Annotated in this window: 26 protein-coding genes and 1 pseudogene; 23 read left to right on the forward strand and 4 right to left on the reverse strand. The window is 41.5% G+C overall.

Annotated elements, in window-relative coordinates; all coding sequences use genetic code 11:
• The first annotated feature begins 28 nt into the window (after nt 1–28).
• The 10 genes and pseudogenes from KUA57_RS04845 to KUA57_RS04890 form a co-directional block, all read left to right on the forward strand.
• Nucleotides 29–1,408 carry a TrkH family potassium uptake protein gene (locus tag KUA57_RS04845; protein WP_061865017.1) on the forward strand — a complete coding sequence of 460 codons (1,380 nt, stop codon included), beginning with the start codon at nt 29–31 and terminating at the stop codon, nt 1,406–1,408.
• A gap of 13 nt (nt 1,409–1,421) precedes the next feature.
• The gene (locus KUA57_RS04850; protein WP_061865016.1) at nt 1,422–2,087 is read left to right on the forward strand and encodes a potassium channel family protein; all 666 of its coding nucleotides are present in this window, start codon (nt 1,422–1,424) and stop codon (nt 2,085–2,087) included.
• Between the two features lie 355 nt (nt 2,088–2,442).
• Entirely contained in the window at nt 2,443–3,459 is a 1,017-nt protein-coding gene (locus KUA57_RS04855) for a glycosyltransferase family 2 protein (RefSeq protein WP_125447276.1), read from the forward strand.
• A gap of 115 nt (nt 3,460–3,574) precedes the next feature.
• Entirely contained in the window at nt 3,575–6,124 is a 2,550-nt protein-coding gene (locus KUA57_RS04860) for an SSURE domain-containing protein (protein ID WP_218493746.1), read from the forward strand.
• 123 nt (nt 6,125–6,247) lie between these two features.
• Complete coding sequence (locus KUA57_RS04865) at nt 6,248–6,946, forward strand: response regulator transcription factor (RefSeq protein ID WP_061590529.1); 699 nt, start codon at nt 6,248–6,250, stop codon at nt 6,944–6,946.
• On the forward strand, nt 6,943–7,995 hold the full coding sequence (locus KUA57_RS04870) for a HAMP domain-containing sensor histidine kinase (RefSeq protein WP_218493747.1): 1,053 nt from the start codon (nt 6,943–6,945) through the stop codon (nt 7,993–7,995). Before KUA57_RS04865 ends, KUA57_RS04870 begins: the two co-directional genes overlap by 4 nt.
• Nucleotides 7,996–8,189: 194 nt before the next feature.
• On the forward strand, nt 8,190–8,801 hold the full coding sequence (gene rpsD / locus KUA57_RS04875) for a 30S ribosomal protein S4 (protein WP_000092756.1): 612 nt from the start codon (nt 8,190–8,192) through the stop codon (nt 8,799–8,801).
• Nucleotides 8,802–9,413: 612 nt separating this feature from the next.
• Entirely contained in the window at nt 9,414–10,220 is an 807-nt protein-coding gene (locus tag KUA57_RS04880) for a coiled-coil domain-containing protein (protein ID WP_218493748.1), read from the forward strand.
• Nucleotides 10,221–10,241: 21 nt separating this feature from the next.
• Nucleotides 10,242–11,489, forward strand: coding sequence for a toxic anion resistance protein (locus tag KUA57_RS04885; protein WP_033685330.1), 1,248 nt, complete (start codon nt 10,242–10,244; stop codon nt 11,487–11,489).
• Nucleotides 11,490–11,559: 70 nt separating this feature from the next.
• Nucleotides 11,560–11,946: pseudogene (locus KUA57_RS04890) on the forward strand (N-6 DNA methylase); the annotation flags it as partial.
• A 101-nt stretch (nt 11,947–12,047) separates the two neighbouring features.
• On the opposite strand, the gene KUA57_RS04895 reads toward KUA57_RS04890, so the two are convergent.
• The 3 genes from KUA57_RS04895 to rpmF all read right to left on the reverse strand — a co-directional run bounded on the left by KUA57_RS04895 (nt 12,048) and on the right by rpmF (nt 13,097).
• The gene (locus tag KUA57_RS04895; RefSeq protein WP_004269922.1) at nt 12,048–12,611 is read right to left on the reverse strand and encodes a hypothetical protein; all 564 of its coding nucleotides are present in this window, start codon (nt 12,609–12,611) and stop codon (nt 12,048–12,050) included.
• 138 nt (nt 12,612–12,749) lie between these two features.
• Complete coding sequence (gene rpmG, locus KUA57_RS04900; protein ID WP_001265622.1) at nt 12,750–12,899, reverse strand: 50S ribosomal protein L33; 150 nt, start codon at nt 12,897–12,899, stop codon at nt 12,750–12,752.
• A gap of 15 nt (nt 12,900–12,914) precedes the next feature.
• On the reverse strand, nt 12,915–13,097 hold the full coding sequence (rpmF, locus tag KUA57_RS04905) for a 50S ribosomal protein L32 (RefSeq protein WP_000290417.1): 183 nt from the start codon (nt 13,095–13,097) through the stop codon (nt 12,915–12,917).
• 229 nt (nt 13,098–13,326) lie between these two features.
• On the opposite strand from rpmF, the gene ilvD reads away from it, so the two are divergent.
• Entirely contained in the window at nt 13,327–15,030 is a 1,704-nt protein-coding gene (gene ilvD / locus KUA57_RS04910) for a dihydroxy-acid dehydratase (protein WP_000137343.1), read from the forward strand.
• A gap of 60 nt (nt 15,031–15,090) precedes the next feature.
• Here the strand turns inward: ilvD and KUA57_RS04915 are convergent, their stop codons facing one another.
• On the reverse strand, nt 15,091–15,432 hold the full coding sequence (locus tag KUA57_RS04915; RefSeq protein ID WP_173306484.1) for a metal-sulfur cluster assembly factor: 342 nt from the start codon (nt 15,430–15,432) through the stop codon (nt 15,091–15,093).
• Nucleotides 15,433–15,555: 123 nt separating this feature from the next.
• On the opposite strand from KUA57_RS04915, the gene rgg reads away from it, so the two are divergent.
• From rgg to KUA57_RS04980, 12 genes are all read left to right on the forward strand, one after another.
• On the forward strand, nt 15,556–16,407 hold the full coding sequence (gene rgg / locus KUA57_RS04920) for a quorum-sensing system transcriptional regulator Rgg (RefSeq protein WP_218493749.1): 852 nt from the start codon (nt 15,556–15,558) through the stop codon (nt 16,405–16,407).
• A 199-nt stretch (nt 16,408–16,606) separates the two neighbouring features.
• Entirely contained in the window at nt 16,607–17,854 is a 1,248-nt protein-coding gene (locus KUA57_RS04925) for an MFS transporter (protein ID WP_218493750.1), read from the forward strand.
• Between the two features lie 77 nt (nt 17,855–17,931).
• A complete protein-coding gene (hisS, locus tag KUA57_RS04930) occupies nt 17,932–19,212 on the forward strand; it encodes a histidine--tRNA ligase (protein ID WP_218493751.1) in 1,281 nt (426 codons plus the stop codon).
• 143 nt (nt 19,213–19,355) lie between these two features.
• Nucleotides 19,356–19,559: a helix-turn-helix transcriptional regulator gene (locus KUA57_RS04940; RefSeq protein ID WP_004240940.1), complete on the forward strand. Its 204-nt coding sequence runs from the start codon at nt 19,356–19,358 to the stop codon at nt 19,557–19,559.
• Entirely contained in the window at nt 19,559–19,756 is a 198-nt protein-coding gene (locus KUA57_RS04945) for a hypothetical protein (RefSeq protein WP_125416793.1), read from the forward strand. The genes KUA57_RS04940 and KUA57_RS04945 overlap by 1 nt, the downstream gene beginning before the upstream one ends.
• A gap of 2 nt (nt 19,757–19,758) precedes the next feature.
• On the forward strand, nt 19,759–20,499 hold the full coding sequence (locus KUA57_RS04950) for a DUF3169 family protein (protein WP_185757574.1): 741 nt from the start codon (nt 19,759–19,761) through the stop codon (nt 20,497–20,499).
• A 10-nt stretch (nt 20,500–20,509) separates the two neighbouring features.
• A complete protein-coding gene (locus KUA57_RS04955; protein ID WP_125416797.1) occupies nt 20,510–21,334 on the forward strand; it encodes an ABC transporter ATP-binding protein in 825 nt (274 codons plus the stop codon).
• A complete protein-coding gene (locus tag KUA57_RS04960; RefSeq protein WP_218493752.1) occupies nt 21,327–22,025 on the forward strand; it encodes an ABC transporter permease in 699 nt (232 codons plus the stop codon). The genes KUA57_RS04955 and KUA57_RS04960 overlap by 8 nt, the downstream gene beginning before the upstream one ends.
• Before the next feature lie 9 nt (nt 22,026–22,034).
• A complete protein-coding gene (locus tag KUA57_RS04965; RefSeq protein ID WP_218493753.1) occupies nt 22,035–22,676 on the forward strand; it encodes a CPBP family intramembrane glutamic endopeptidase in 642 nt (213 codons plus the stop codon).
• A 17-nt stretch (nt 22,677–22,693) separates the two neighbouring features.
• A complete protein-coding gene (locus KUA57_RS04970; RefSeq protein ID WP_000832184.1) occupies nt 22,694–22,924 on the forward strand; it encodes a hypothetical protein in 231 nt (76 codons plus the stop codon).
• Nucleotides 22,925–23,078: 154 nt separating this feature from the next.
• A complete protein-coding gene (aspS, locus tag KUA57_RS04975) occupies nt 23,079–24,842 on the forward strand; it encodes an aspartate--tRNA ligase (protein ID WP_218493754.1) in 1,764 nt (587 codons plus the stop codon).
• Entirely contained in the window at nt 24,820–25,761 is a 942-nt protein-coding gene (locus tag KUA57_RS04980) for a YitT family protein (RefSeq protein ID WP_024057518.1), read from the forward strand. The genes aspS and KUA57_RS04980 overlap by 23 nt, the downstream gene beginning before the upstream one ends.
• Nucleotides 25,762–25,788: the final 27 nt, after the last annotated feature.

The raw sequence follows: 25,788 nt of genomic DNA on the forward strand, positions 1-25,788 counted from the left end.
CTCCTACTTTTTATGGTACAATGGATGTATGTTATTCAAATTATTTGTTAAAAAAATTGAAAGGGCCTTGGGTGGACTTTCGCCAGCTCGTCGGATTTTTTTAAGTTTCGTTGGAGTTATTTTTATAGGCTCTCTTCTTTTGAGTTTGCCTTTTGTTCAGGCAAGTGGTTCGCAGGCCACTTATTTTGACCATCTTTTTACGACGGTGTCTATGGTCTGTGTAACCGGCCTTTCTACGCAACCGGTAGCTACTACCTATAATGTCTGGGGGCAGTTGATTTGTATGCTCTTGATACAGATTGGTGGCTTAGGTCTCATGACTTTTATCGGGGTCTTTTATATTCAGGGGAAGCAAAAGCTCAGTCTTCGCAGTCGTGAAACTATTCAGGAAAGTTTTAGTTACGGGGAGACTCGGTCGCTGAAGGCCTTTATGCGGTCCATCTTTTTGACAACTTTTCTGGTGGAGGGCTTGGGTGCCTTCCTACTAAGTTTTCGTTTTATTCCTGAGTTTGGCTGGGGACGAGGCATTTTTACCTCTATCTTTTTAGCCATTTCAGCCTTTTGTAATGCTGGTTTTGATAATTTTGGTAGTAGCAGTTTAGTGGCTTTTCAGACGGATCCCTTGATCAATCTGGTCATTGCTGGCTTGATTATCACAGGTGGTCTTGGCTTTATGGTCTGGTTTGACTTGGCAACCCAGTTTGACAAGAAGAAAAAACGCCGTCTACGTTTCCACACCAAACTAGTCCTCTTCTTAACTGCAGGGATTTTGCTGCTTGGGACAGTATCTACACTTTTTACGGAATGGCACAATCCAGGAACCATTGGCAATCTCAGTGTTCCAGAGAAAGTGCTGGTTAGCTTTTTCCAAACCGTCAGCATGAGAACAGCTGGTTTTGCTTCTATTGATTACACTCAAGCTCAGCCTGTGACCTTGTTTATCTATATCCTACAGATGTTTCTCGGAGGAGCGCCTGGAGGGACGGCTGGAGGGCTCAAGATTACGACTTTCTTTGTCTTATTGGTCTTTGCGCGTAGTGAATTGCTAGGCTTGCCTCATGCCAATGTTGCGCAGAGAACCATTGAGGCTCGAACAGTCCAAAAATCCTTTAGTGTCTTCATTATCTTTTTGATGACCTTCTTGTTGGGTTTGATGTTGTTGGGAATTACAGCAGAAGGAACACCGCGATTTATTTACCTCATGTTTGAGACCATTTCAGCCCTTGCGACAGTTGGGGTAACGGCAAATCTGACACCAGAACTGGGCAAGTTAGCTCTCAGCATTGTCATGGTGCTCATGTTTATTGGCCGTATCGGTCCCTTGACCTTGCTGGTTAGTCTAGCGGATTACCAGCCTGATAAGAAAGATTTGATTCAGTATATGAAAGCAGATATTAGTATTGGATAAGAAAGGAAGAATGATGTCAGATCGTACGATTGGAATTTTAGGTTTGGGGATTTTCGGGAGTAGTGTCCTGACAGCCCTAGCCAAGCAAGATATGAATATCATTGCCATTGATGACCATGCCGAGCGCATCAATCAATTTGAGCCAGTTTTGGCGCGTGGAGTTGTGGGCGATATTACAGATGAGGAACTCCTCAGAACTGCAGGGATTGATACCTGTGATACGGTTGTAGTGGCAACAGGGGAAAATCTAGAGTCGAGTGTGCTTGCAGTCATGCATTGTAAGAGTCTAGGGGTACCAAGGGTTATTGCCAAGGTCAAAAGCCAGACAGCTAAGAAGGTGCTAGAAAAAATCGGTGCTGACTCGGTGATTTCACCTGAGTATGAAATGGGGCAGTCTCTAGCGCAGACCATTCTCTTTCATAACAATGTTGATGTCTTTCAGCTGGATAAAAATGTGTCTATTGTGGAGATGAAAATTCCGAGTGTTTGGGCAGGTCAAAGCCTGAGTCAGCTAGATTTACGTGGCAAATATAACCTCAATGTCCTAGGATTTCGTGAACAGGAAAATTCCCCCTTGGATGTCGAGTTTGGCCCTAATGATCTCTTGAGGGCAGATGCCTATATCTTGGCGGTCATTAACAACCAGTATCTAGATGACTTGGCAGAATTAAATTCGTAAGGAGGGAGCACCCCTCTTTTTTGATGTCCAAAATAGCAAATAGAGTCAGAAACCCTTGTATTCCAGTAAAAGTCCTTCAAAAACTGGACTTTATGGTAGAATAGAAAGAAATGATAAGAGAGAGTAATACTCTTCGAAAATCTCTTCAAACCACGTCAACGTCGCCTTGCTGTAGGTATAGGTAACTGACTTCGTTAGTCTTATCTACAACCTCAAAACTGTGTTTTGAGCTGACTTCGTCAGTTCTATCCACAACCTCAAACCAGTGCTTTGAGCAACCTGCGGCTAGTTTCCTAGTTTGCTCTTTGATTTTCATTGAGTATAAGAAAAAATCAGTCCCCTAAAGGAGTAGATTATGAAGTTATTGTCTGTCGCCATTCCTAGCTATAATGCCGCTGCCTATCTTCATTACTGTGTGGAGTCGCTAGTGATTGGTGGTGAGCAAGTTGAGATTTTGATTATCAATGATGGGTCTCAGGACCAGACTCAGGAAATTGCTGAGCGTTTAGCCAGCAAGTATCCTAACATCGTTAGAGCTATCTATCAGGAAAATAAGGGTCATGGCGGTGCGGTCAATCGTGGCTTAGCGGAGGCTTCTGGGCGCTATTTTAAAGTAGTGGATAGTGATGACTGGGTGGATCCTCGTGCCTACTTGAAAATTCTTGAAACCTTGCAGGAACTAGAGAGTGAGGGGCAGGAAGTTGATGCCTTTGTGACTAATTTTGTATATGAAAAGGAAGGTCAGTCTCGTAAGAAGAGTATGAGTTACGAGTCCGTCTTGCCTGTCCAGCAGATTTTTGGCTGGGATCAGGTTGGAAATTTCTCAAAAGGTCAGTATATCATGATGCACTCGCTGATTTACCGGACAGATTTGTTGCGAGCGAGCCAGTTCCAACTGCCTGAGCATACTTTTTATGTCGATAATCTCTTTGTCTTTACCCCCCTTCAGCAGGTTAAGACCATGTACTATCTGCCTGTCGATTTCTATCGTTATTTGATTGGGCGTGAGGACCAGTCTGTCAATGAGCAAGTGATGATTAATCGCATTGACCAGCAACTCAAGGTCAATCGACTCTTGGTAGACCAGCTTGATTTATCCAAAGTGAGTCATCCCCAAATGCGAGAATATCTGTTGAATCATATTGAGATTACGACGGTGATTTCCAGTGCCCTACTCAACCGAGCAGGCACAGCAGAGCATCTTGCCAAAAAACGGGAGCTGTGGACCTATATTCAGCAGGACAATCCAGAGGTTTTTCAGGCTATCCGCAAGACCATGTTGAGCCGTTTGACCAAACATTCAGTCTTACCAGCTCGCAAACTTTCCAATGTTGTCTATCAAATCACCAAGTCTGTTTATGGATTTAATTAATATAAGTATTTTATAAGAGGGATTTAAGAAAAATTTTAACTTTTTCTTAATCCTTTTTAATTTTAGGAGATTATACTAGAGTCATCAAATAAAGAAAAACTTTAAGGAGAATCCTATGAAATTCAATCCAAATCAAAGATATACTCGTTGGTCTATTCGCCGTCTTAGTGTCGGTGTTGCCTCAGTTGTTGTAGCCAGTGGCTTTTTTGTCCTAGTTGGTCAACCAAGTTCTGTACGTGCCGATGTGGTCAATCCAACCACTGCTCAAGTTGTGCCAGATGCTACTTCGGTGAGTGAAAAGAGCGACTTACCAGCAGAGGTTCTCAAGAAAGCAGTTGATGTAGCTCTTCCTTCAGAACAGGCAGATTTAACACCTAAAGCGAGCTTGGATACTACAAGCTCTCCAGAAAAAGCAGATGCAGGTGCTAAAGAACCAGTAGTAGCACCAAAAGAAGAAGTGCAAGCAAAACCAGAATCTAAGAAAGAAACAGAGGATGCGGTTAAACCTGCGACAACAGTTTCTGGACAAGACCGTGAAGCAAGTGAAGCTCAGCCAGCAACTACTCCAGCTGAAGTGCAAAAGGGCGTAGCCGACAACACTAAAGACACAGTAGATGTCCCAGCCACTTACTTAGATAAAGCGAATTTCCCAGGCCCATTCACAGCCGGTGTTAACCAAGTCATTCCATACGAATTCTTCGCTGGTGACGGTATGTTGACTCGTCTTATCTTGAAAGCTTCTGACAAGGCTCCATGGTCAGACAACGGTTCAGCTAAAAATCCTGCTCTTCCACCAGTAGAGAAATTGGGCAAAGGCCTTTACTTCTATGAAGTGGATTTGGCTGGCACTCAAGGAAAATCTGACAAAGAACTGCTTGACTTGTTGAAACAAAATGGTACGCAAAGCTATAAAGCAACTATCAAGGTATACGGCGCTAAAGATGGCAAGGCTGATTTGACAAATCTCGTAGCGACTAAAGATTTGGATGTCAATTTGAATGGCTTAACCACTCCAGCTGAAGTCCAAAAAGGTGTGGCTGACAATACCAAAGACACAGTAGATGTCCCAGCTACTTACTTGGACAAAGCCAATTTCCCAGGCCCATTCACAGCCGGCGTCAACCAAGTCATTCCATACGAATTCTTCGCTGGTGACGGTATGTTAACTCGCCTTATCTTGAAAGCATCCGACAAGGCCCCATGGTCAGACAACGGCTCAGCTAAAAATCCAGCTCTTCCACCAGTAGAAAAATTGGGCAAAGGCCTTTACTTCTACGAAGTAGATTTGGCAGGAACTCAAGGTAAATCAGACAAAGATTTGCTTGACCTCTTGAAACAAAACGGCACTCAAAGTTATAAAGCTACTATCAAAGTGTACGGTGCGAAAGACGGCAAGGCTGATTTGACAAATCTCGTAGCGACTAAAGATTTGGATGTCAATTTGAATGGCTTAACCACTCCAGCTGAAGTCCAAAAAGGTGTGGCTGACAATACCAAAGACACAGTAGATGTCCCAGCTACTTACTTGGACAAAGCCAATTTCCCAGGCCCATTCACAGCCGGCGTCAACCAAGTTATTCCATACGAATTCTTCGCTGGTGACGGCATGTTGACTCGTCTTATCTTGAAAGCTTCTGACAAGGCTCCATGGTCAGACAACGGTTCAGCTAAAAATCCTGCTCTTCCACCAGTAGAGAAATTGGGCAAAGGCCTTTACTTCTATGAAGTGGATTTGGCTGGTACCCAAGGCAAATCTGATAAAGATTTGCTTGACCTCTTGAAACAAAACGGCACTCAAAGCTATAAAGCTACTATCAAAGTGTACGGTGCGAAAGACGGCAAGGCAGACTTGAGCAACCTTGTAGCGACTAAAGAATTGACAGTGAACTTAAATGGCTTAACTACCCCAGCTGAAGTGCAAAAAGGTGTGGCTGATAATACGAAAGATACAGTGGATGTTCCGGCTACTTACTTGGACAAAGCTAATTTCCCAGGTCCATTCACAGCCGGTGTTAACCAAGTTATTCCATACGAATTCTTCGCCGGTGACGGTATGTTGACTCGCCTTATCTTGAAAGCCTCTGACAAGGCTCCATGGTCAGACAATGGTTCAGCTAAAAATCCAGCTCTTCCACCAGTAGAAAAATTGGGCAAAGGTCTTTACTTCTATGAAGTGGATTTGGCTGGCACTCAAGGTAAATCTGACAAAGAGCTTCTTGACCTTTTGAAACAAAACGGCACTCAAAGCTATAAAGCTACCATCAAAGTGTACGGTGCTAAAGATGGCAAGGCTGATTTGACTAACCTTGTAGCGACTAAAGAATTGACAGTGAACTTGAATGGGTATAAGTCCCTCAATGATATGAAATCTAAAATGTCAGCTGCTAGCCAGGATAAGATGATGCCTAACAAAGAGCAGGACAAAACCATGAATGCTAGCCAGCCTATGGTAACCTCAAGCAAAATGCCTGATGAAGGCAAGGTGGTATCCAATAATAAGGTGTCAAGTCCAATGATGGCTACTCAAATGAAAGACCAAAAAGCCATGCTTCCATATACTGGTGAAGCCCAAACATCAATGGCTACTATTGGATTCTTTGGATTAGCTTTGGCCGGCCTGCTAGGTGGACTCGGTTTGAAAGCTAAAAAAGAGGAAAATGACTAGTCTAGCTACAGACTTTCTATCTGGGATTTGAAAAATCCAGATATCGTTTAGAATGTTCGTAAAGAGATTAAAATAGTGTTATACTATTGTGGTATAGCACTGTTTTTTTCAAAGGAGAGACAGATGGGAAAGACAATTTTACTCGTTGACGACGAGGTAGAAATCACAGATATTCATCAACGCTATCTGGTTCAGGCAGGATATCAGGTTTTAGTGGCCCATGATGGGGTAGAGGCCTTGGAAATCTTCAAGAGAAAAGCGATTGATTTGATTATTACAGATATCATGATGCCTCGGATGGATGGTTATGATTTGATTAGTGAGGTTCAGTATCAATCTCCAGATCAGCCTTTTCTCTTTATCACGGCTAAGACTAGCGAGCAGGACAAGATTTACGGCCTGAGCTTAGGGGCAGATGACTTCATTGCCAAGCCCTTTAGCCCTCGTGAGTTGGTTTTGCGTGTCCACAATATCTTGCGTCGCCTTCATCGTGGAGGTGAGACAGAAGTCGTCAGTCTCGGGGATTTACGGATGAATCACGGTAGTCATGAGGTCCAAGTCGGAGATGTGGCGCTTGATTTGACAGTCAAATCCTTCGAACTTCTATGGCTTTTAGCCAGCAATCCAGAGAGAGTTTTTTCTAAGACAGACCTCTATGAAAAGGTCTGGCAAGAAGACTATGTGGATGATACTAATACCTTGAATGTTCATATTCATGCTCTTCGACAGGAGTTGGCTAAACATGCCAGCGCAGAAACGCCTGCTATAAAAACTGTCTGGGGTTTGGGCTACAAAATTGAGAAAGCACGAGGTAGTCAATGAAATTAAAAAGTTATATTTTAGTGGGGTATGTCATTTCAACACTCCTAACAATTATCGTGGTTTTTTGGGCTGTTCAAAAAATGCTGATTGAGAAAAGCGAGATTTACTTTCTGCTTGGAATGACCATCGTTGCCAGCCTTGTCGGTGCTGGGATTAGTCTCTTTCTCTTATCGCCGGTCTTTACTTCATTGGGCAAACTCAAGGAACATGCCAAGCGGGTAGCGGACAAGGATTTTCCTTCAAATCTGGAGGTTCAAGGCCCTGTAGAATTTCAACAATTAGGCCAAGCTTTCAATGAAATGTCCCATGATTTGCAGGCGACCTTTGATTCCTTGGAAGAAAGCGAACGTGAAAAGGGCTTGATGATTGCCCAACTTTCGCATGATATCAAGACCCCTATCACGTCAATCCAAGCGACGGTAGAAGGAATTTTGGATGGGGTTATCAAGGAAGGAGAACAGGACCATTATCTAGCAACCATTGGGCGCCAGACGGAAAGACTCAATAAACTGGTTGAAGAGTTGAATTTTTTGACCCTAAACACAGCTAGAAATCAGGTGGAAATTGCCAGCAAAGACAGCATTTTTCTGGACCAGCTCTTGATTGAGTGCATGAGTGAATTTCAGTTCTTGATTGAGCAGGAGGAGCGAGATGTCCACTTGCAGGTAATCCCAGAGTCTGCTCGGATTGAGGGAGATTATGCCAAGCTTTCTCGTATCTTGGTGAATCTGGTCAATAACGCTTTTAAATACTCTGCTCCAGGAACCAAGCTGGAAGTGGTGGCTAAAGTGGAGAATAACCAGCTTTCAATCAGTGTGACCGATGAGGGACAGGGGATTGCCCCAGAGGATTTGGAGAATATTTTCAAACGCCTTTATCGTGTAGAAACTTCGCGTAACATGAAAACAGGTGGTCATGGCTTAGGACTTGCGATTGCGCGTGAATTGGCCCATCAATTGGGTGGAGAAATTACAGTCAGCAGCCAGTACGGTCTAGGAAGCACCTTTACCCTCCTTCTTAACCTCTCTGGCAATGAAAATAAAGCTTAAAACCCCTTTACAAATCTAGCCATTCATGGTAAAATGGATTTTGTGCGAAATATCAGCAGGAAAGCATGAAGCTCGTCAACAGGTGTCTTATGATAAGTAACCTTGGCTGTTTAGGCGAAGGGCATCTGCACGAATCAGGGCTTTCTAAGTGACTATTTCCACCGAAATATTATTTATATCAGGAGGACATTCACATGTCACGTTATACAGGACCATCTTGGAAACAAGCTCGTCGCCTTGGCCTTTCACTTACAGGTACAGGTAAAGAATTGGCACGTCGTAACTACGTACCAGGACAACACGGACCAAACAACCGTTCTAAATTGTCAGAATACGGTTTGCAATTGGCTGAAAAACAAAAACTTCGTTTCACTTACGGTGTAGGTGAAAAACAATTCCGTAACTTGTTCGTACAAGCTACAAAAATCAAAGGCGGAATCCTAGGTTTCAACTTCATGCTTCTTTTGGAACGTCGTTTGGATAACGTTGTTTACCGTCTTGGTCTTGCGACTACTCGTCGTCAAGCTCGTCAATTCGTAAACCACGGTCATATCCTTGTTGACGGAAAACGCGTTGATATCCCATCATACCGCGTAACTCCAGGTCAAGTGATTTCAGTTCGTGAAAAATCATTGAAAGTTCCAGCTATCCTTGAAGCAGTAGAAGCTACTCTTGGACGTCCAGCATTCGTATCATTCGACGCTGAAAAATTGGAAGGTTCATTGACTCGCTTGCCAGAACGCGACGAAATCAACCCAGAAATCAACGAAGCACTTGTCGTTGAATTCTACAACAAAATGCTTTAATTTTAAGATATATCTTACAGAAAGCCTACAACAGTGGGCTTTTTCCCTTGTCTTAAAATGTTGATTTCTGGGTTTGTATAGTGATTTGCTAGTAAGGTTATTTGTGTATCTAAGTCTATCTATTCCAAGAATTAAGCGATGTTGATGATATAAATCTGGTATGATATAATATTTTGGCCCCCTCACTTTAATGAAGGGAGGTGTTACATATGTTAGAAACTTTACTCACAGTGTTTCTAGCTCCGTTACTTATTAACGTGTTATCTGAGCTTTTCAAGCTATGGCTTAAGAAACGTAAAAAGTAATGGTTAACCCTTTTAGAGGGTAGCAAAAAACCCCATCGGTGGCACGGTGGGGCTTTTTTAGTTACATATGCTGTAACTTTACTCACATTGTAAGTTCATTCTAACACAACTCCCCCGATATTTCAAGCTTTTGTTTTGATATTCCCCAGAGTGTGTTTGTGGTTTGAGTCAGCTTCACTGAAATTAGCCCACGCGCTACTAGCCTCCATTCTACAGCAAAGAAATCAACTCTTTTCTAGGGGATTTCCGCCCTCATTTTTGTCTTTTGTGCTAAAATAGACTTATAAATTGAAAATAAGGAATGTTTATGAAATCGGGTAATGGTTTTTGGAAAGGCTGTCTCTATTTTTGGGGCTTCTTGTTCTTGTTGGGCCTGTTGGTCCAATATGCTCTTCCACTTGCGGCTTGTGTCCTGCTAGGATATGGTGGTTATCGTCTCTATAAACGCTTACGCTATCCTCTTTTGCAGGATCGTTCTCTAGACGATCGGATTGAGCTTTTAAAAGCTCGGATTCGTCAGGCGGACAAAGATATTCAGCAGTTAGAGGGAGTCTTGGTAGAGAAAGGCTCAGAGTCCTATAAGAGTCTGGCCAATCAAGTATTGATCGAACTGCGGGAAATCCATCAGGAGGCGGATCGTCTCAAGTCCTATATCGATGATGATGTCTACAATCGTATTGACAAAAAGGTTCGTACAGTGCGGGCAACTATCGATGTTCAGCTAGAACGTTTGGATAGAGAAAGTCAGGTAGATCTTGAAAATGCGGAGCCAGAGGAATTAGCTCCAGAATTATCCCAGACCTTGGCTAATATTGCCGTTGACCATCAGGCTATTTTAGACAAGATTGCTACCTCTGCTGAAGGGGATAAGGAAGAATTGACTGCCATTCATAGTTTGAAGATGGAAAAATTCCAAACGATTTTAGAAGGTTATTTAAAGATTAAGGCCAATCCGAAGAACTATAATCGGGCAGAAGAACGCTTAGAGCAAGCTAAAGCAGCTATCGAACAATTTGACCTTGAGCTGGACCAAGTCTTGAGAGAACTCAATGAAACAGATATGCGTGATTTTGATATCAGTCTACGTATCCTAGAAAAAGATCGTAAAGAATAGGTTAGAAACAAAGGAGTAAGCATGACAGAATTTAATTTTGATATTGACCAGATTGCCAATAATACGGTAGCTAAGGTGGATAAAACAACCCAAATCATCGAGACTAATACTGGCTCAGACAAGACCTTGACCTTCCTTGAAAAGTTGAGCCCTGAGCAGCAAGAAGGAATCAAGGCGCACGTGCCCCAGTTAGTAGACCAATTTGTCACAAATCAAAATGCTCTTTTGGATTTTGGACAATCTGCTGTAGAAGGTGTGAACAATACGGTCAATCGTATCTTGTCAGAACAAAAGAAATTGCAGATTCCCCAAGTGGATGATCTACTCAAGAACACCAACCGTGAGTTGCAAGGCTTTGTAGTCAAATACAAGAACGCTGAAATTGCTGAGTTAGAAGAAAAGCCAAACTTTTTGCAACGATTGTTTAACAAGAGCAAGAATACCCTACAAGAATTTTACTTTGACTCAAAAACAGTGGAGCAAAAGCTGGATGGTATGGCTGCCGCAGTGGTCAAGCAAGAAGATGTCTTAGCTCGAAATATCGTTTCAGCTGAGATGTTGATTGAGGACAATACCAAATCCATTGAAAATCTAGTGGGAGTGATTTCCTTTATCGAAGCTAGTCAGACAGAAGCTGGTAATCGTGCTGCAGAACTGAAAGCTCAAGCTGACCAACTCGATACAAGTACGGTAGAATACCAAACCAAATCACAAGAATTGGCCCGCATGGCTGAAGTGGTCAATACCCTTGAACAACAACATACTGAGTATGTCAGCCGTCTCTATGTTGCCTGGGCAACAACACCTCAGATGCGCAATCTTGTGAAGGTGTCATCTGATATGCGCCAAAAATTGGGCATGCTTCGTCGCAATACGATTCCGACAATGAAGCTTTCTATTGCCCAACTGGGTATTTTGCAACAATCAATGAAATCAGGTGTCGTGGCAGATGCCATTGTCAATGCCAATAATGCTGCCCTTCAGATGCTAGCTGAAACCAGCAAGGAAGTGATTCCGCAGATGGAGAGAATTGCACAAAGCCCGACAGTCGCTGTCGAATCGGTTACCAAACTGGCTGAAAGTCTGGTTGCACAAAACCAAGGTATCGTTGCTGCCATTGAATTGGGTCGTCAGAAACGTGCGCAACTAGAAACAACCATCGTCAAGTCCGCAGAAATGATCAACGATTCTGTCAAACTACGCGATGAAAAAATCGTCCAAGCCCTTCTAGACCAAGGCAAGGCCGCTCAGAAAGAAGTACAAGAATAATACACAAATCCCCTGCACTGTCGATTTGCAGGGGATTTTGCTTGTTTTAGTAGAAGTTTGAAGGTCAGGGAATTCTTGCTACAAGGATGTCTTCTTTATCGATGCCTCAAAAGAGTTTGAAAAAGGGAAAAATCAAAACAATATGACCGACGACCATATTGCCAAGATTTTGGAGACCTATCAAAAACGCGAAAATGTCGAGAAGTTTGCCCATCTAGCCAGCTTTGAAGAGATTGTCGAAAATGACTACAACCTTAACATTCCACGCTATGTCGATACCTTTGAGGAAGAACCCGTTGTTCCCCTCGCCGACCTAGCCGACCAACTCGCAGAGATTGATAAAGAGATTGGAGAGGTAGAAGCCAGACTCGCACACATGCGCAGCCAGCTAGTAGGCACAACACCAGAAGCCCAAGCAGAATTAACCGCCTATCTCGAAAAATTGAAAGAGATTTAGAGACTTGAGAGAATACTCTGCTAAAAAGTTAGAAAAATAAAAATGACAATAGATTTTCTACTGTCATTTTTTGTTATTAATAACTTTAACAAAAGTCATCTTTAAAAATTTAAAAGTTTATTTCTTTCTTCAATATCATTTTTAATACATTCTTCAAGCACCTTGGGATCAACATAGATCACATTCCCAATCATTTTTGCGGGAATGTTCATAGACAGTACTTGTAACGAATATTTTTTAACAAGTGGTTCAAGTTTTGAGCCGTTTATATGGTTGTTAATGGCAGGGAAAATGATATCTTCCCATGAAAATGTGTAGTTATAAATTGTCTTGTTAAATCCAAGCTCTCTGACTTTAACCATATCATGTATGCGAATGAGTTTTACCAGTATATTAATACCATCAATATTCTTGGCTTTATAATTTTCACGTAAGTCTTTAAAAGAAGCATAGTTCTTGAAGGTAAGATAAGCCAGTAGAATAATTAAGATTAGAGGGATAATGCCTTTAGACGTTAGCAAGTCACTTATAGCTGTCAACTTAAAGCTAAGTATGAAGTTGATAACAACTGCGTACAAAATAGCTAGTAGTGGCAATTTTACAAATAAAAAAGATTTGTATTTTATTGAAGTAATGGTATTGCTTTCTTTAAATTTTATTTTCATAAATGTTTCTCCTTAAATATTATCAGTTGAAAGAATATAGAGAAAGACTATGTAATGTTAGTTTTATAATAAAACACCCCATCAGCTAGATATTTTTGTCTAACTAATAGGGTGTAAGTCATGAAACAGAATGACCTATTATTTAACTTCTGTAAACACAACGTGTTTGCGAAGTTTTGGTGAGTATTTCTTCAATTGAAGACGGTCTGGAGTGTTACGTTTGTTTTTAGAAGTAAGGTACAAGCGTTCACCAGATTCTTTGTGTTCAAGTGTAATATTTACGCGCATGGTATCTCCCTTCTATTATTCAGCTGATGCAGCTTTAGCGATTTTACGTCCTTTGTAGTATCCTTTAAGTGATACACGGTGAGAACGTGAGTAATCTCCAGTAGTTTCGTCAAAGTTTACAGATGGAGCTGTTACTTTGTAGTGTGTACGACGTTTGTTTTTCTTCGCTTTTGAAGTGCGACGTGCAGGTACTGCCATTTTGATTTCTCCTTTAGGTATTTATATTCGATTCAATCTACTGATTTTCATCAACCATACTAGGATAACACATTTTTTTTGTAAAGTAAAGTTACTTGACAAAAAAAGATGAAAAAATTAGAAGGTCATTAAGTAAATTAATCGAATTTTCTGAAAATTCAAGAATTTTCTTCTGTTCATTGCTTTTAAAATGTGCTATAATAGTAAAAACTGAAATGGGAGGGAACAAATGACTGAATTAGATAAACGTCACCGCAGTAGCATTTATGACAGCATGGTTAAATCACCAAACCGTGCCATGCTTCGTGCAACTGGTATGACAGATAAGGACTTTGAAACACCGATTGTGGGAGTGATTTCGACTTGGGCGGAAAATACACCATGTAACATTCACTTGCATGATTTCGGGAAATTGGCCAAAGAGGGTGTCAAATCTGCAGGTGCTTGGCCTGTGCAGTTTGGGACTATCACGGTAGCGGACGGGATTGCTATGGGAACGCCTGGTATGCGTTTCTCTTTGACATCTCGTGATATCATCGCGGACTCAATCGAGGCGGCTATGGGTGGTCACAACGTTGATGCCTTCGTCGCTATCGGTGGCTGTGACAAGAACATGCCTGGTTCTATGATTGCCATTGCTAATATGGATATCCCAGCTATTTTTGCTTATGGTGGAACGATTGCACCGGGAAACCTTGATGGCAAGGACATTGACTTGGTTTCTGTTTTTGAGGGTATCGGGAAATGGAACCACGGTGACATGACGGCTGAGGACGTGAAACGTCTCGAATGTAATGCCTGCCCTGGACCTGGTGGCTGTGGTGGTATGTACACAGCTAATACCATGGCGACTGCTATCGAAGTTCTCGGTATGAGTTTGCCAGGTTCTTCATCTCACCCAGCTGAATCTGCTGACAAGAAAGAAGATATCGAAGCAGCAGGACGTGCTGTTGTTAAGATGTTGGAACTTGGTCTCAAACCATCTGATATCTTGACTCGTGAAGCCTTTGAAGATGCTATCACTGTAACTATGGCTCTCGGTGGTTCTACAAATGCCACTCTTCACCTGCTTGCCATTGCCCATGCTGCCAATGTTGACTTGTCACTTGAGGACTTCAATACAATTCAAGAACGTGTGCCTCACTTGGCCGACTTGAAACCATCTGGTCAGTATGTCTTCCAAGATCTCTATGAAGTCGGTGGTGTCCCTGCGGTTATGAAATATCTCTTGGCGAATGGTTTCCTTCATGGAGACCGTATCACATGTACTGGTAAGACAGTTGCTGAGAACTTAGCTGACTTTGCAGACCTCACTCCAGGTCAAAAAGTCATTATGCCACTTGAAAATCCAAAACGTGCAGACGGTCCCCTTATCATCTTGAACGGGAACCTTGCACCTGACGGTGCGGTTGCCAAGGTATCAGGTGTTAAAGTGCGTCGTCACGTTGGACCAGCTAAGGTATTTGACTCAGAAGAAGATGCGATTCAGGCTGTTCTGACAGATGAAATCGTTGATGGCGATGTAGTTGTTGTCCGTTTCGTTGGACCTAAAGGTGGTCCTGGTATGCCTGAGATGCTGTCACTTTCATCAATGATCGTTGGTAAGGGTCAAGGAGACAAGGTTGCCCTCTTGACGGATGGTCGTTTCTCTGGTGGGACTTATGGTCTGGTTGTTGGACATATCGCTCCTGAAGCTCAGGATGGTGGACCAATTGCCTACCTCCGTACAGGCGATATCGTTACGGTTGACCAAGATACTAAAGAAATTTCCATGGCCGTATCCGAAGAAGAACTTGAAAAACGTAAGGCAGAAACAACCTTGCCACCACTTTACAGTCGTGGTGTCCTCGGTAAATATGCCCATATCGTATCATCTGCTTCACGCGGAGCTGTGACAGACTTCTGGAATATGGACAAGTCAGGTAAAAAATAAACTTAAAAAGCAAGCCAATCTCGGCTTGCTTCTTTTCATCTCCAAAAGTGATTGGCCTGCTTAACGAGGTGGCAGTCCAAGGGCAATGCGGCCGTAGCGACTGATTCGTGTAATCTTCCAGGCAGGTGACCAGGTAACTTCAACCTTGACATCTTCGATACCCTCGATTTGTTTCAGACCTGCAACGATTTCGATAGGCAAACTTTCTGCACAATCGCAGGCAGTGTCGGTGAAGGTCATGACAATCTTGCAGAGACCCGTTTCATCCAGATTGATTTCATAAATCAGCCCTAGATTGTAAACATCCAATTCCACATCGGTATCAAAAACCTTCTCTAGTTTTTTGATAATTTGGTCTTGCAAGGCCAAAGCACGGTCATTGATTTTGATATCGTCTCTCATTACAGTCCCTCCACGTGATAAATATCCTCTATTTTCTCATAATTCTGACAATTTGGCAAGTTTTTGATGAATTTTCTGAAAAATATGATAAAATGAAGAAAATACTGAATCAAGGGGAAGCCTATGGAGCAGATTGGAAAAGTCTTTAGACAATTACGAGAGTCAAGAAATATCTCGCTGAGACAAGCGACTGGGGGACAATTTTCGCCATCTATGTTGTCCCGCTTTGAAACAGGTCAGAGTGAACTTTCGGTGGAAAAGTTTTTATTTGCCCTAGAAAATATATCTGCCAGTGTAGAGGAAATCCTCTTTCTGGCGAGAGGTTTTCAGTATGATACAGATTCTGAGTTGAGAAAAGAAATCATAGATGTCTTGGATCCAAAGAATATAGCACCTCTTGAGGACTTGTATCGTAGGGAGTATCAAAAGCATGCCCATTCTCAAAACAAACAGAAACATATTCTAAATGCCATTATTATCAAGTCTTATATGAAGAGTATGGATGAAAGGGTAGAGTTAACGGCAGAGGAAGGGAAAGTCCTTCATGACTATCTGTTTTCTACCGAGATCTGGGGGATCTATGAACTCAATTTATTTTCAGTCAGTTCTGCTTTTTTATCTGTTTCTCTTTTTACTAGATATGTACGAGAAATGGTACGTAAATCTGATTTTCTAATGGAAATGTCTGGCAATCGAAACCTTTTTCACACTATACTATTGAATGGTTTTTTAGCCAGCATTGAGTGTGAAGAATTTACCAATGCCTCTTATTTTAAACGTGTTATCGAAGAGCATTTCTACAATGAAAATGAAACCTATTTCCGAATTGTCTATTTGTGGGCTGAAGGCCTCCTTGATAGCAAGCAAGGTAGAGTCAAGGAAGGCCAGAAAAAGATGGAAGATGCTGTCCATATTTTTGAGATGCTTGGCTGTAATAAATCTGCCGAATACTATAGAAATACGACCGATTGTTGAATATCTGCAAACTAAGAAAATAATTTAAAATTTGAAGCGATAGAACTGTTGGGCTCTCTCGTGTCACTGGAGAAATTCTATCGTTTCTTTTTGTTCATTTTATTTGTTGCATATATTCAAAAGTTTTCCTCTAAGATTTCTAAGTGCTATACTATAGTCATACTTCATATAGAACTTCGAACAAGAAGGGAGATTACCTATGAACCTATTGTTTAGAAATCAAGCTTATCGACTCTTGACTTTGTCACGCTTCTTCAATGCTTTTGGTGCTTCAATTTTCAATCTGGTCTTTATCGTCTATGCATCGACCCTGCCACAAGCCTCTTTTGCGGTTGCTATGGCGAATATTGTCATGATTCTTCCGACTCTCTTTACAGTTTTTGTAGGGATTCGGGCAGATTACACGAGGGATAAGGTCAAATGGATGGTTTATAGCGGTTTGTTTCAGGCGGTTTTATTTTTTCTGGCAGCCCTAGTTGTCCAGCAAGCTAGTCTCTTTGCCTTTTCTAGCCTGTGTTTAATCAATGTCATTAGTGATGTCATCAGTGATTTTGCAGGTGGCTTGCGTATGCCTCTTATTAAGGAAAAAGTAGCTGAAGATGATTTGATGGAGGCTTACTCTTTTTCCCAGTTCATTACCTATATTTCAGCTATTGGTGGTCAAGCTTTTGGAGTATGGCTCTTAGGTTTATCGGTCAACAATTTTTCTATCGTTGCGGGAATCAATGCCTGTTTTTTCCTCGTATCAGCCTTTGTTCTCTTTTTAGGAAAAAGCAAATTAAGCCTGTCAATTTCATCTGATGACGGTGAAATCCTAAAAAATGAGAAGCTTTCTATTAAAGAGCAGTTCCTAACAATTTACCGAAATTTACGCCTCGTTTTTCTTAAAAGTGGACAGAAAAACTTTGGTTTCATGATCTTTGCTGTCTTGCTTATCAATGCCTTGGGTGGCGCTCTAGGAAGCGTTTATAACATCTTCTTTTTGAGCCATTCTCTCTTGAATTTTTCTTACACAGAGGCACTATTTATCGAGCAAGTCTGTGCTTTGTTAGCAATCATCATCAGTAGCCTTACGGGCAATGATTTTTTTGGGAAGCAGTCCTTGCCTAGATTGATGATGTGGGTGACCGTAGGACTCAGTCTAGTTGGTCTAGCTAATTTATTCAATCAAGTCGTACTTGGTTTACTATTTCTCTGTTCAACTCTGTATGTGTCTGGTAAAGTTCAACCAAAGATTAGTGCCATGCTCCTGAAAAATCTAGCTCCAGAGGTTCTAGCTCGTACCAGTAATTTTTTAGGTTTATTGTTTACCTTATCCATACCTGTGGGAACAGCTTGTTTCTCACTAGTAGCCGTATGGAATATACAGTTGACTTGGATGCTATTTGTTGGTCTTTCCTTCCTGGCTATTCTTTTGACAGTTATTAATCTCAAAAATGATATCTAAATCCTAAATTTTTTCTCGCTGTTTTAATCCCTCTATTTATGGTAAAATAAGACTATTAAGTTTAAAGAGGATTCCCTATGAAATTACAAAAACCAAAAGGAACGCAGGATATTTTACCTGCTGAGTCTGCCAAGTGGCAGTACGTTGAGGGCTTTGCCCGTGAAATTTTCAAGCGCTATAACTATGCAGAAGTGCGCACGCCTATTTTTGAGCATTACGAGGTTATCAGTCGCTCTGTCGGAGATACAACGGATATCGTAACCAAGGAAATGTATGATTTCTATGATAAGGGTGATCGTCATATTACCCTCCGTCCAGAAGGAACAGCGCCAGTTGTCCGTTCCTATGTGGAAAATAAACTTTTCGCACCAGAAGTGCAAAAGCCAAGCAAGTTCTACTACATGGGCCCTATGTTCCGCTATGAGCGTCCACAGGCAGGGCGTTTGCGCCAGTTCCACCAGATTGGTGTTGAGTGTTTTGGCTCTAGCAATCCAGCTACCGATGTGGAAACCATTGCTATGGCAGCTCACTTCCTGAAAGAAATCGGCATCCAAGGTGTCAAATTGCACCTCAACACTCTTGGAAATCCTGAGAGCCGTGCAGCCTACCGTCAAGCCTTGATTGACTATTTGACACCGCTCAAGGAGACCTTGTCTAAGGATAGCCAACGTCGCTTGGAGGAAAATCCTCTCCGTGTATTGGACTCTAAGGAAAAAGAAGACAAGGTGGCAGTGGAGAATGCACCGTCTATCTTGGATTTCCTTGATGAAGAAAGCCAAGCTCATTTTGATGCTGTGCGTCAGATGTTGGAGAATCTTGGAGTAGACTATATCATCGATACCAATATGGTGCGTGGTCTGGACTACTACAACCACACCATTTTCGAGTTTATCACTGAGATTGAGGGCAATGACTTGACAGTCTGTGCGGGTGGTCGCTACGATGGTTTGGTTGCTTACTTTGGTGGCCCTGAAACTGCTGGCTTTGGTTTTGGACTTGGTGTAGAGCGCCTGCTTCTCATCCTTGAAAAGCAAGGTGTAACTCTCCCTATCGAAAACGCACTGGATGTCTATATCGCAGTCTTGGGTCAAGGAGCAAATGTAAAAGCCCTAGAACTAGTCCAAGCTCTTCGCCAACAAGGTTTCAAAGCAGAGCGTGATTACCTCAACCGTAAACTCAAAGCTCAGTTCAAATCAGCCGATGTCTTTGCGGCTAAGACCCTCATCACCCTAGGAGAGAGTGAAGTCGAAAGCGGACAAGTGACGGTCAAGAACAATCAAACCCGAGAAGAAGTGGAAGTTGCGCTTGATACTATCAGCCAAAACTTCTCAGAAATCTTTGAAAAACTAGGGTTTTAATAACAGAAAAACTGGTCAGAAAACTACTCTGACCTTTTTCTTTTGCAAAATGACAAAAATCATAAACTTTTTTGACAAATATACTTGTCAAAAAGAAAAAGATGTGTTACAATGTAAGCAAGTTAAGAGAAAAGGAGAAAGGAATGCTTAAAAATCGTCTAAAAGAGCTTCGAGCTCGCGATGGTCTCAATCAAACCGAACTAGCCAAGTTGGCAGGGGTTTCCAGACAGACCATTAGCCTACTGGAACGGGATGAGTACACCCCGTCCATTATCATTGCCCTGAGAATATCTCAAATTTTCAACGAAACAGTCGAATCGGTATTTCGCTTGGAGGAGGACGAGTGATGAACAAGTACAAAGTGATTTATTATGTAGTGGTCACAGTTCTATTAGTCAGCGTGTTTCTATTGATTGGGATAGACTTAGGCTGGTTTAATCCATATCAAAGTAACCAATTTGTTTGGGCCTACTTTGCTCTCATCCCAGTAATTGAATGGATTGAAAAGAAATCAAAAAATCTAGCAAGTGAAAAAGGAGAATGAAAATGAAAAAGAAAAATAAAGGTGGATTGTTATTTTTAATGTCTGTTGTCTTTGGAGGTTTCTTGGGAGGTTTTGTAGGGATGTTTAAGGATGCTGCCGAATCCCACGCAATCATTTTAGATGTAAAAGTCTTGATACCCTGGATATCAACTATTTGTTTACTGATAGGTTTCATTAGTATTCTTTTGACTTTCAATTTCTTAAAGAAAAGCAGAAAATTTCACTCCTTGTATCAAGAGGAAATGGATGATGACCTGAATGAAACCTATTATGTGCAAATGTATCGGAATCTTGAGTTTGGAAGCATTGCTTTTAATATTACAAACGTAGCGATTTTATTGGCTCTCTTCATTTCAGCAAGTGAAATGGTTGTACTAAATGGAAGCCATCTAACCTTATCTCTTTCTTTTTTGGGATTAGTATTGATTTTTAATGTTCAAAAATATTTTTATAAAACCATTGCGATTGTTCGCCAGTTTGATTTGGTATTTTTCTCTATGCCAAAGGATATCTTAGGCTATGTCAATTCTTACGATGAAGGGGAGCGCCAGGCTAATTTGGAACAGAGTTTTCGGATTTTATTCCAATTACATCAGTATGTCTTGCCAGCTTTGTACTTTCTGATTGCTCTCTTTTCTTTACTGACAGGAGAGATTCAGTTACTAGCCTTCTTGTTTGTCGGAGCAATCCATGTTTATATCAATGTGATGCAGTTACCTATGGTGAAACGTTATTTTAAATAAAGGAGTTTCTATGATTCGTGTTGAAAATGTAAGCAAAAGTTTTGGGAGCAAAAAAGCTCTTCATCAGATTTCTTTTGAGATTAAGGAGGGTGAAATCTTTGGTTTTCTTGGCCCTTCTGGCTCAGGTAAAACAACCATGATCAATGTCTTGACAGGTCAGTTGGCTGCAGATCAAGGTAACACAATTTTGTTAGGCAAGAATTCTCAAGATTTAACCTCAAATGATTTGGAACAAATTGGTATTGTTAGTGATGGCAGTGGTTTTTATGAAAAGATGAGTCTTTATAAAAATCTTCTCATCTATGCTAAGTTATATGGTCTCAAGTCAGATAGAGTAGTTCAGGTGCTCCAACAGGTTGGATTGGCAGATGCTAAAGATGTTATCGCAGAAAAACTATCTACAGGAATGAAACAACGAATGTTCTTGGCTCGTGCCCTTCTTAATGCTCCTAAGATTCTCTTTCTAGATGAGCCAACCAGTGGCTTAGACCCTACAACATCCAAGATGATTCATACCCTACTTCAAGAATTAAAGCAAGCGGGGACAACTATCTTTCTGACCACGCATGATATGAATGAGGCAACTCTGCTTTGTGATCGCTTATCTCTTTTGAATAAGGGTAATTTAATAGAGTATGGAAGTCCGCAAGACATTATCCAGAAGTACCATGTGGATAAGAAGGTACGTGTGGTTTATAATGATGGACGAGAACAGATAGTTCCATTTGAAGAATTACCACATTTAGATACGACAGATTTGATGGTGGTTCACTCTTGTGAGCCGACTTTAGAAGAAATCTTTATCAGATTGACAGGAGAAAAGTTAGATGTTTAGAAAATTAAATGCCCTACTATGGTTAAGAGTGCAAGTTCTTATTAGCAATTCAAGTTTGTTAGCAACTTTATTGATGCCTTTTGGTATTGCTGTTCTATATAATGAATTGTCAAATAAGAATGGACAATTGAGCCTATTTTTACTATCTGCTAGCTTGACGATGGTCTTGAGCATGGGAAGTGGTTATATGGTATCGATTATGATGGCAGAAGATAAGGAAAAACGAAATCTCAAATCACTCATCCTAAGTGGTGTGACAGCAATAGAATATACTTTCAGTATGCTCGTTCTACCTATTTTGATAATGTTGGTTGCTATGATTGTACTTCCCATCTATCTTAAAGTAGATGTATCTGGTTATTTATTTGCCTATGCTATCTATTTGCTCCTAGCAACTATTTGTATTATTTTTCTCAACCTTCTAATCGGTGGGGTGTCAGATACTCAATCTAAAGCGCAAGTCTATAGTATCTTTCCTATGTTAATTGTCTCTATTTTACCCATGATTGCTTCTCAAAATGATACGGTTCAAAAAGTGTTGGATTACTCGTTCGTTGGTCCTATTGTAAATCTTTTAAATAAAAAAGGTGGAGAGATATCTTTTTCTAACATCGGTATGTTACTGGCTTGGGTACTTGTATTAGGAATAGCAAACCTCTTTGTATTGAAAAACAGTTATAAAGCAAGATAGGAGACCTTTATGAAACTACTTAAAAATCTTGGCTGGTTTTTTCTAGCTGTTCTATCCTTTTTCTTTGGCTATGGTCTGGTTCAGAGTATGGCTCTGTCAGCTCTTGGACTAGGGGCTTCGATATATGGAGTTTTACCACTTTATATCGCCCTGTCAGGGGCCTATGTTTATGGAATTTACAGATGGTATCAGACAGAAAAGGTTAGCATCCAGACAACAGCTTTTAATCGTCATATCTGGTTGCCTACTCTGGTTTTGCTAGTGGCTATTACAGCCCAGTTCTTTTTACCAGAAGATCCGTCGGTCAGTCAACAAATCGTATCTCAACTGACAGTGGAACAGCCTGCATTTGGTTTCTTTATGGTGGTGGTCTTTGCTCCTTTGACGGAAGAACTTATCTTTAGAGGGATGTTAGCACGCTACCTCTTTCCTAAGCAGGACAATAGGAAACAAACTCTGATTTTTCTTCTGGTATCCAGTCTTCTGTTTGCCTTGATTCATTTCCCAGGTGATGTGCAACAATTTTTTGTCTATTTTAGCCTTGGTTTTAGTTTGGGCTTGGCTTATATTAGCAGAAAAGGTCTGGTCTACAGTATTTCTCTCCACGCTTTGAATAATTTAATCGGCTTTTTGATGATACTCATGCTATAATAGAGTCAGGAGGTCACATGAAACGAGTAATTTTATTAGCAGTGATTCAAGCAGTTGTTCTATTTTTCATCATTGGGGCGCTAGCTTATGCCTTTAAGGGCGATTTCTTCTACAACTATCTAGCAGTTGTCTTTGCTCCTATTGCAGGTGTCTTGCGCTTTGGGACAGCTTATACAACGGAAATTGTCTTGCCTCGAAAGGCAGCTGAAATTGCTGAAAAACGTAAAGCAGGCAAAAATTCAAAATAAAAGAGTCCGGTGAACTTCATCGGATTTTTGTATTGGCGTTAATTTTTAGAGTCTTCACTTGATTTTTAAAGTCAGGCAAACTTTTCTGATGATTTTCATGAAGAGCCTGCGCTTTTATGGTAAAATAGTAACAGAATAAAAGAGGAGAGAAACAATGAAACGTAGTATGTATGCTGGTCGTGTTCGTGAGGAACACATCGGACAAGAAATGACCTTGAAAGGATGGGTTGGTCGTCGTCGTGACTTGGGCGGTTTGATCTTTATCGACCTTCGTGACCGTGAAGGAATCATGCAGTTGGTTATCAACCCTGAAAAAGTATCTGCAGAGATTATGGAAACAGCTGAAAGCCTTCGTAGCGAATTTGTTATCGAGGTGACTGGACAGGTCGCTGCGCGTGAGCAAGCCAATGATAAGTTGCCAACTGGTGCAGTTGAGTTAAACGTGACAGCTCTGACAGTGCTTAATACAGCTAAAACAACCCCATTTGAGATTAAGGATGGCATTGAGGCTAATGACGATACACGTTTACGTTACCGTTACCTTGACCTTCGTCGTCCAGAGATGCTGGAAAACCTCAAACTTCGTGCTAAAGTGACCCACTCTATTCGCAATTACTTGGATGAGTTGGAGTTTATCGACGTGGAGACACCATTCCTTTCTAAGTCAACTCCTGAAGGGGCGCGTGACTATTTGGTGCCGTCTCGTGTTAATAAAGGGCATTTTTACGCTCTTCCTCAAAGTCCACAAATCACGAAACAGCTCTTGATGAATGCTGGTTTTGACCGTTACTACCAAATCGTTAAATGTTTCCGTGACGAGGACTTGCGTGGTGACCGCCAGCCTGAGTTCACACAGGTTGACTTGGAAACATCTTTCCTTACTGAGCAAGAAATCCAAGATATCACAGAAGGTTTGATTGCGCGCGTGATGAAAGAAACTAAAGGCATCGAAGTGACGCTTCCATTTCCTCGTATGAAATATGATGATGCTATGGCTCTTTACGGTTCTGACAAGCCAGATACCCGTTTTGACATGTTGCTTCAGGACCTGACAGCAGTAGTCAAAGGTGTAGACTTTAAAGTCTTTTCAGAAGCACCTGCTGTAAAAGCAATTGTGGTCAAAGGAGCTGCGGACAACTATTCACGTAAAGACATCGACAAGATGACCGAAGTAGCCAAACAGTATGGTGCCAAAGGTCTTGCTTGGGTCAAGGTGGTTGATGGAGAATTAAACGGACCAGTTGCCAAGTTCTTGACTAGCATCCAAGCAGAATTGACAACAGCGCTTGCTCTTGAAGATAAGGACTTGGTTCTCTTTGTGGCGGATACGCTTGAAGTGGCTAATGCAACGCTTGGTGCCCTTCGTGGACGTATTGCCAAAGAGCTTGGTTTGATTGATAATGATAAATTCAACTTCCTTTGGGTTGTTGACTGGCCAATGTTTGAATGGTCTGAAGAAGAAGGTCGTTACATGAGCGCCCACCATCCATTTACTCTACCACAGGAAGAGACTGCTCACGAATTAGAAGGTGATTTGGCGAAGGTTCGTGCCATTGCTTACGATATTGTCTTGAACGGTTATGAACTTGGTGGTGGTAGCCTTCGTATCAACCAAAAAGACCTTCAAGAACGTATGTTCAAGGCTCTTGGTTTCTCAGCCGAAGAAGCAAATGACCAGTTTGGTTTCCTTCTTGAAGCCATGGACTATGGTTTCCCACCACACGGTGGCTTGGCTATCGGGCTTGACCGATTTGTCATGCTCTTAGCAGGAGAAGAAAATATTCGTGAAGTTATTGCCTTCCCTAAGAACAATAAGGCAAGTGACCCAATGACACAAGCTCCTTCAACAGTAGCTCTCAAACAACTAGAGGAACTCAGCTTACAAGTAGAAGAAGATGAAACAAGCAAAACGAATTAAGCGGTGGCGCTATTATCTGCGCCGCTTTGCTCATCAGATAAAAATTTTACGTGTCTTACAAAGCATCTCTCGCGAAAAATATGATGAGAAGATTTCGGCCTCTCTGGTCTATGGATTTTTATCAGCAGTAGCGGTCAATTTCTTTTTCCAACCAGGTCATGTGTATTCGAGTGGTGCGACAGGTCTGGCACAGATTATCTCTGCCTTGAGTAATCACTGGTTTGGTTTTCATATCCCGATTTCGTTGACCTTCTATGCCATTAATTTCCCTTTGATGGTCTTGGCTTGGTATCAAATTGGGCATAAGTTCACCGTCTTTACCTTTATAACGGTATCCATGAGTTCCTTCTTTATCCAGTTTGTCCCTGTGGCGACCTTGACGGAGGATCCCATTATCAATGCCCTTTTTGGGGGTGTTGTCATGGGCTTGGGGATTGGTTTTGCTCTTCGAAACAATATCTCCAGTGGTGGGACGGATATCGTCAGCCTGACTATTCGCAAGAAAACGGGTAAGAATGTTGGTAGTATTTCTTTCTTGGTAAATGGGACCATCATGCTGATAGCAGGCTTGACCTTTGGTTGGGAATACGCTCTCTACTCTATGATTACCATCTTTGTCTCTAGCCGTGTCACAGACGCTGTCTTTACCAAGCAAAAACGGATGCAGGCCATGATTGTGACCAATCATCCAGAGAAGGTAATTGAAAAAATCCATAAAAAATTGCACCGCGGTGCAACCATGATCCACGATGCAGAAGGAACCTATAATCACGAAAGAAAGGCAGTTTTAATCACTGTCATTACACGTGCAGAGTTTAATGAATTTAAACAGATTATGAAACAGGTGGATCCAAGCGCCTTTGTCTCTGTCTCGGAGAATGTTCATATTTTGGGACGGTTCGTTGAAACAGATAATTAGTGATCAAAAAAACCAGCTCGAGCTGGT

Origin of the sequence: Streptococcus vulneris (genome assembly GCF_019218685.1) — a bacterium.
Classification (GTDB): Bacteria; Bacillota; Bacilli; order Lactobacillales; family Streptococcaceae; genus Streptococcus; species Streptococcus vulneris.